This is a genomic window from Aeromonas sp. HMWF017 (assembly GCF_003061465.1).
In the GTDB taxonomy this organism is placed as follows: domain Bacteria; phylum Pseudomonadota; class Gammaproteobacteria; order Enterobacterales; family Aeromonadaceae; genus Aeromonas; species Aeromonas veronii.
In genome coordinates this window covers 3,445-8,929 of sequence record NZ_QAJD01000149.1, presented here as the reverse complement: position 1 = coordinate 8,929, position 5,485 = coordinate 3,445, and the positions used below count along the sequence as shown (strand labels likewise).

6 protein-coding genes are annotated in these 5,485 nt (G+C 60.9%); 4 read left to right on the top strand and 2 right to left on the bottom strand.

Going from position 1 to position 5,485, the window contains the following annotated elements; genetic code table 11:
* The 3 genes from DBR30_RS22325 to rpoS form a co-directional block, all read left to right on the top strand.
* Window positions 1-295: YqaA family protein (locus tag DBR30_RS22325; protein WP_258224453.1), on the top strand; the 295-nt coding region annotated here is incomplete at its 5' end.
* 9 nt (window positions 296-304) lie between these two features.
* Window positions 305-1,375, top strand: coding sequence for a LysM peptidoglycan-binding domain-containing protein (locus DBR30_RS15590; RefSeq protein ID WP_108542329.1), 1,071 nt, complete (start codon window positions 305-307; stop codon window positions 1,373-1,375).
* Window positions 1,376-1,420: 45 nt separating this feature from the next.
* Window positions 1,421-2,404 carry an RNA polymerase sigma factor RpoS gene (gene rpoS / locus DBR30_RS15585; protein WP_005362773.1) on the top strand — a complete coding sequence of 328 codons (984 nt, stop codon included), beginning with the start codon at window positions 1,421-1,423 and terminating at the stop codon, window positions 2,402-2,404.
* Window positions 2,405-2,518: 114 nt separating this feature from the next.
* Here rpoS and DBR30_RS15580 read toward each other — a convergent pair whose 3' ends face one another.
* Complete coding sequence (locus DBR30_RS15580) at window positions 2,519-3,556, bottom strand: alkene reductase (protein ID WP_180349430.1); 1,038 nt, start codon at window positions 3,554-3,556, stop codon at window positions 2,519-2,521.
* 199 nt (window positions 3,557-3,755) lie between these two features.
* On the opposite strand from DBR30_RS15580, the gene DBR30_RS15575 reads away from it, so the two are divergent.
* On the top strand, window positions 3,756-4,322 hold the full coding sequence (locus tag DBR30_RS15575) for a TetR/AcrR family transcriptional regulator (protein WP_108542330.1): 567 nt from the start codon (window positions 3,756-3,758) through the stop codon (window positions 4,320-4,322).
* Between the two features lie 95 nt (window positions 4,323-4,417).
* Here DBR30_RS15575 and DBR30_RS15570 read toward each other — a convergent pair whose 3' ends face one another.
* Window positions 4,418-5,371 carry a LysR family transcriptional regulator gene (locus tag DBR30_RS15570; protein WP_108542331.1) on the bottom strand — a complete coding sequence of 318 codons (954 nt, stop codon included), beginning with the start codon at window positions 5,369-5,371 and terminating at the stop codon, window positions 4,418-4,420.
* Between the last annotated feature and the right edge of the window lie 114 nt (window positions 5,372-5,485).

The following is a 5,485-nucleotide window of genomic DNA, read 5'->3' as shown; positions in this document are numbered from 1 at the left end:
GATCGAGATTGCTCGCAACTGGTTTGAGCAGTGGGGGATCTGGGTCATTTTCATTGCCAGCTTCACCCCTATCCCCTACAAGGTGTTTACCGTGACGGCAGGGTTGTTGCAAATGGCTCTGCTGCCCTTCATCATCACCTCCCTCATCGGTCGTGGCATGCGCTTTTTCCTGGTTGCGGGCCTGATGCGTTGGGGTGGCGAGAAGATGGAACGCAAACTGATGCACTACGTAGATGTGCTCGGTTGGCTCTGTATTGGTCTGGCCGTGGTGGCCTATTTCTGGTTTAGTCGTTAAGGATCCATTATGCGTTCGCGTATTTGGCAAGGAAGCAGTGTCGTGGTGTTGTCATGGCTGCTGCTTGCCTGCTCCTCCAGTAAAAATGCAGCTCCGGTAGATGGTGTTGATGAGGGGCAGTTTGTCTCGACCATTCCGGCTCGCCAAAGCGGTGCCCAGGTCAGCGCCCCCATTCAGGGCGGCAGCTATGTGGTGAAACGGGGCGATACCCTCTACTCCATCGCCTTCAACTCCGGCAACGATGTGCCGTCGCTGGCCAGCCTCAACAATATCAGCCCCCCCTACAACATCTATCCGGGGCAGCGGCTGCGACTCGATGGTTCCAGCGCCAGCATGAGCAGCAGCCGCAGTGCCGGTACCTATGAGGTGCGCCGCGGCGATACCCTGAGCAGCATCGGCCGCCAGTTCGGCATGACGCCGCAGGCGCTGGCCCAGAGCAACAATCTGAGCGCCCCCTATGCGCTGCAACCGGGTCAGGTGCTCAATGTCCAGACCGCAGGCGGCGGTTCGACCCAGATGGTGGCTGCGACTCGTCCGGCAACCGTGACACCGGTGGCCGTGAGCCGTCCGAGCAGCGGTCCGCGTCCGTTGGCCGAGCCGAGTGGATCTGGTCAGACCACGCCGTTCATCTCTCAGAAATCCGTTGCTCCAGCAGCACCGAAGGAATACGCTCAGTCCAAAGAACAAAAAATAAACAACTCCCAGTCGAGACTTGCTTGGCATTGGCCCGCAAAAGGCCGGATTGTCGAGGGGTTCTCTGTTGCAGAACAGGGTAACAAGGGGATCGACATAGCCGGCCAGAAGGGGCAACCCGTCTACGCCGCCAGCAGCGGTAAAGTGGTATACGCTGGCAGTGCTTTAAGGGGGTACGGCAAGCTGATTATCCTCAAGCATGATGATGACTATCTCTCCGCTTACGCACACAACGACGAGTTGCGGGTGAAGGAAGGGGACAGCGTCAAGGGGGGCTCGGTCATTGCCAACATGGGTAGCACGGACGCGCCGGATGTGCGATTGCATTTCGAGATCCGGTACAGAGGCAAGTCGATCAATCCGATGAGCTATTTGCCAAAGCGTTAACCCCAGAGAGACCGTCTTACTCTGGTAACGTCAGGGAGACACACCATGAGCCAAGAACAACTGGTAATGCAGGATGCAGAGTTAGAGTTTGACGCTGAACCCGAATCTCACGAGGTAGAAGAGCTGCAGGAGGTAGCCGCCGAGGCGGAAGATATTATCTCCGATGAGTTGCTGGCACCGGAACTGAACAAGGTGATGGATGCCACGCAACTCTATCTGGGGGAGATAGGTTTCTCCCCGCTGCTCACTGCCGAAGAGGAAGTCTACTACGCCCGTCGTGCCTTGCGAGGTGACAAAGCCGCCCGCAAGCGCATGATCGAGTCCAACCTGCGACTGGTGGTGAAAATCGCCCGCCGTTACAACAACCGTGGCCTGGTGTTGCTGGATCTCATCGAAGAGGGCAACCTCGGTCTTATCCGCGCGGTCGAGAAGTTTGACCCCGAGCGCGGCTTCCGTTTCTCTACCTATGCTACCTGGTGGATCCGCCAGACCATCGAGCGGGCCATCATGAACCAGACCCGTACCATCCGCCTGCCCATTCATGTGGTCAAGGAGTTAAACGTTTACCTGCGCACCGCGCGCGAACTCTCTCACCGTCTTGATCATGAACCGACCGCCGAGGATATCGCCTTCGCGCTGGATCGTTCAGTGGACGATGTGAATCGCATGCTCAAACTCAACGAGAAGATCACCTCGGTGGACACCCCCATTGGCGGCGATCGCGACAAGGCGTTGCTGGATGTGCTCTCCGACGAGCGTGGCATGGGGCCGGAGCTGGAGTCTCAGGAAGATGATATGCGCAGCAGCATTGTCCACTGGCTGGAGGAGCTTAATCCCAAGCAGCGGGAAGTGCTGGCCCGTCGTTTTGGTCTGCTGGGCTACGAGCCGGCCACCCTCGAGGATGTGGGAGCCGAGATTGGCCTGACCCGCGAGCGGGTTCGCCAGATCCAGGTGGAGGGGCTGCGCCGTCTGCGGGAGATCCTGCTGAGCCAGGGGCTCTCCATCGAGGCGCTATTTCGTACCAATTAAGCATCCGCACCAATTAAGCCCGCACCAACTGATCAGCGCATCAGCCAGATAGCACGAGGGGAGCAACAGCTCCCCTCGTTTTTTATTGCCTGTCGTCTGGCGATGGCTTCGCGGTTATACCAGCTCGGCCAGCATGGTGTCGGCGTAGGGCACCAGCGCTTCGCCCTTCTTCACCTTGGTGAGGTAGTCCGGGTTGGCGATAAGCGGACGGCCGATAGCCACCAGATCGAAGCGGTTAGCCTCGATGGCCGCAGCGGCGCGCTCGGCGTCGTAGTTGCCCACCCCGACCAGATTGCCCTTGTAGTGGGCGCGCAGATAGTCGGAGGCACGGCCACCCAGATAATCGAAGGTGAGGTTGTCATCAAAGATGCCGAGGTGGATATACGCCAGCGGGCGATCGTTGAGCTTGCCCAGCAGGTAGTCGAACACGGCGCGATCTTCCGGGCTGCCCGCCAGATGGACATAGGCACCCGGGGAGAGGCGAATACCAACCCGATCACCGCCGATACGGGCGCTGATGGCATCGACCACTTCCAGCGCGAAGCGGCTCATCTTTTCCGGGCTGCCACCGTAGTTGTCGGTGCGCAGGTTGGTGGAGTGGTGCAGGAACTGGTCGATCAGGTAGCCGTTGGCACCGTGGATCTCCACCCCGTCAAAGCCCGCCTCGATGGCGTTGGCAGCGGCCTGGGCGTAATCCTGTACCAGCTGGGCGATTTCGGCCTCGGTCAGGGCGCGTGGCACCTGATAGGTCAGCTCGCGCATGCGGGGCACAGTGCCCTCGTGCGCCACGGCAGAGGGGGCCAGCACTTCAGCCTGATGGAAGAAGGGGTGGGAGAGGCGACCGACGTGCCACAGCTGGGCGAAGATCTTGCCGCCCTTGGCGTGCACGGCGCTGGTCACTTTCTTCCAGCCATCGATCTGCGCCTGGGTGAAGAGGCCCGGGGTATTGGGGTAGCCCTGCGCGTCGGGGCGGATGATGACGGCCTCGGAAACAATCAGGCCGATGTCGGCGCGGCGGCCGTAATAGGCAGCCATCTGCTCGGTCGGCACCAGACCTGGGCCTGCCATGCAGCGGGTGAGCGGGGCCATCATGAAACGGTTGGCCAGGGTCAGAGTGTCATTGAGTCGATACGGCTGAAACAGGGTATTCATGATAGGTTGTCCTGAACGGGTTATTCTTGAACGTGCATTCAAGACGTTTTTTGCGTCGGGCGCAAGCTTTTTTTGAATGCACGTTCAAGAAGGTTGGCCCGAGCGGGCGGCTGGGGTAAACTTGCCGCCCTTTCCAGCCACTCTTTATCGGCGGGCCCTGTTGCCCCTTGCCGGTGAACCATTTCCCACGGGAGGAACCATGCGCATAGCCGAGTTTGATCGGGACGAGGTACTGCGAAATGCCATGGAAGCGTTTCGCGCCAAGGGATATGCCAAGACCACCATGCAGGAGCTGGTGGCTGCCACCGGCCTGCACCCGGGCAGCATTTACGGCGCCTTTGGCAACAAGCGCGGCCTGCTGCTGGCTGCGGTGGATCACTATGTCGAGGGCAAACGCACCCTGCGCCGCTCCCTGCTCGACAACCCGAGCCCGCTGGTGGGCCTTGCTGCCTATCTCGACCGGATTGTTGGTGAGGCGCTCTGCGGCTCCTGTCTGGTGACCCGCACCATGATGGAGCTGAGCGAGCAGGATGAGGAGCTGACCCAGCGGGTCAAGGGGATCTATGGCGAGCTGGAGCAGGATCTGGCCGAGTTGCTGACACAGGCGCAGGCCAAGGGTGAATTGGCCCCGGATAGCAATATCCACACCCTCACCGCCCTGTTGCTGATCAACCTGCAAGGACTGGTTACCTTCGCCCAGTGCCGCCCCGATCGCCCCCTGCTCGACGACGTAGTCGCCCAGCTGATGCGGGCCCTGCGGGCGTAACGCGATACAGCAAAAACAACAGTGGCTCTCGAGGGAGCCACTGTTGTTTCTGGTCTCAGCCGTTGCATCAACCTTTGTTGCCAGACGCCGCGGCCTTACCTCGGCCCCACCAGCTCCTTCATCAAATCTTTCAGCCATACCAGCGCCGGTTGCTGGGCATGCACGGGGTGCCAGACGCAGTTGAGGTGATAATCGGGCACGTCCTCGGGTAGCGGCAGGCTTTTCAGCGGCCAGTGGGTGGCGAGCAGCTCGGCCACCATGCTGGGCAGCACCAGCAGGTGATCGCTCTGGCTGACGATGGCGGCGGCGGACATATAACTCTGGCTGTTGACCGAGATGGTGCGGCTATGGCCCAGGCTCTGCAAATAGCGGTCGAGGCTAGCCTCCGAGGTGCCGAGCGGCGAGTGGAACACATGGAGCATCTCGATTAGCTGGTCGAGGGTGATGCGCTCCTGCCACTGGGAGGGGTCATCCTCGGCGCCGGCGGGGGCCGATTTGGCAATCGGCAGATCGGCGCGTACCAGTCCGGCCAGCGGCTCGGTGAGCCAGGTCTCCTTGCCGAGATACCCCGGCACCTGCATGTACTCGTCAAAGCCCAGCACCAGATCGATCTCGCCGCTTGCCAGCTCCGCCTCCGGCAGAGTGTCGCGCAGGATGCGGATCTCGATGGTGACCCCGGGCGCCAGCCGTCTGAGCTGCTGAATAAGCGGCGGGATCAGCACGCACTCCACGTAATCTGTGGTGCAGAGCACGAAGCGCCGCTTCGACTGGCTTGGCTCGAACTCTTCTTCCTCGGTGAGCTGCTGCTCCAGCAGCCGCAGCGCCTGCTGCACCCCGAGGTGCAGCCGATGGGCGCGCGGGGTCGGCAGCATCCCCTGCGGGGTGCGCACCAGGAGCGGGTCGCCGAGAAAGGTGCGCAGCCGGTTTAGGGAGTGGCTCATGGCGGGCTGGCTGATAAAGAGCGCTTCGGCGGCGCGGGTGACGCTGCCCTGCGTCATCAGGGCGTCAAACGCGAGCAGCAGATTGAGGTCGAGCTGGTGCAGTTTCATAGGGGGATTATTCGCCGTGTTTATGGGACAATCCATCCTATTCATTTGATGGATGGGGGCGCAACGTCTTAATCTGCGACCCACTCTTATTTTTCCGGGTTCCCGCGCCGCATC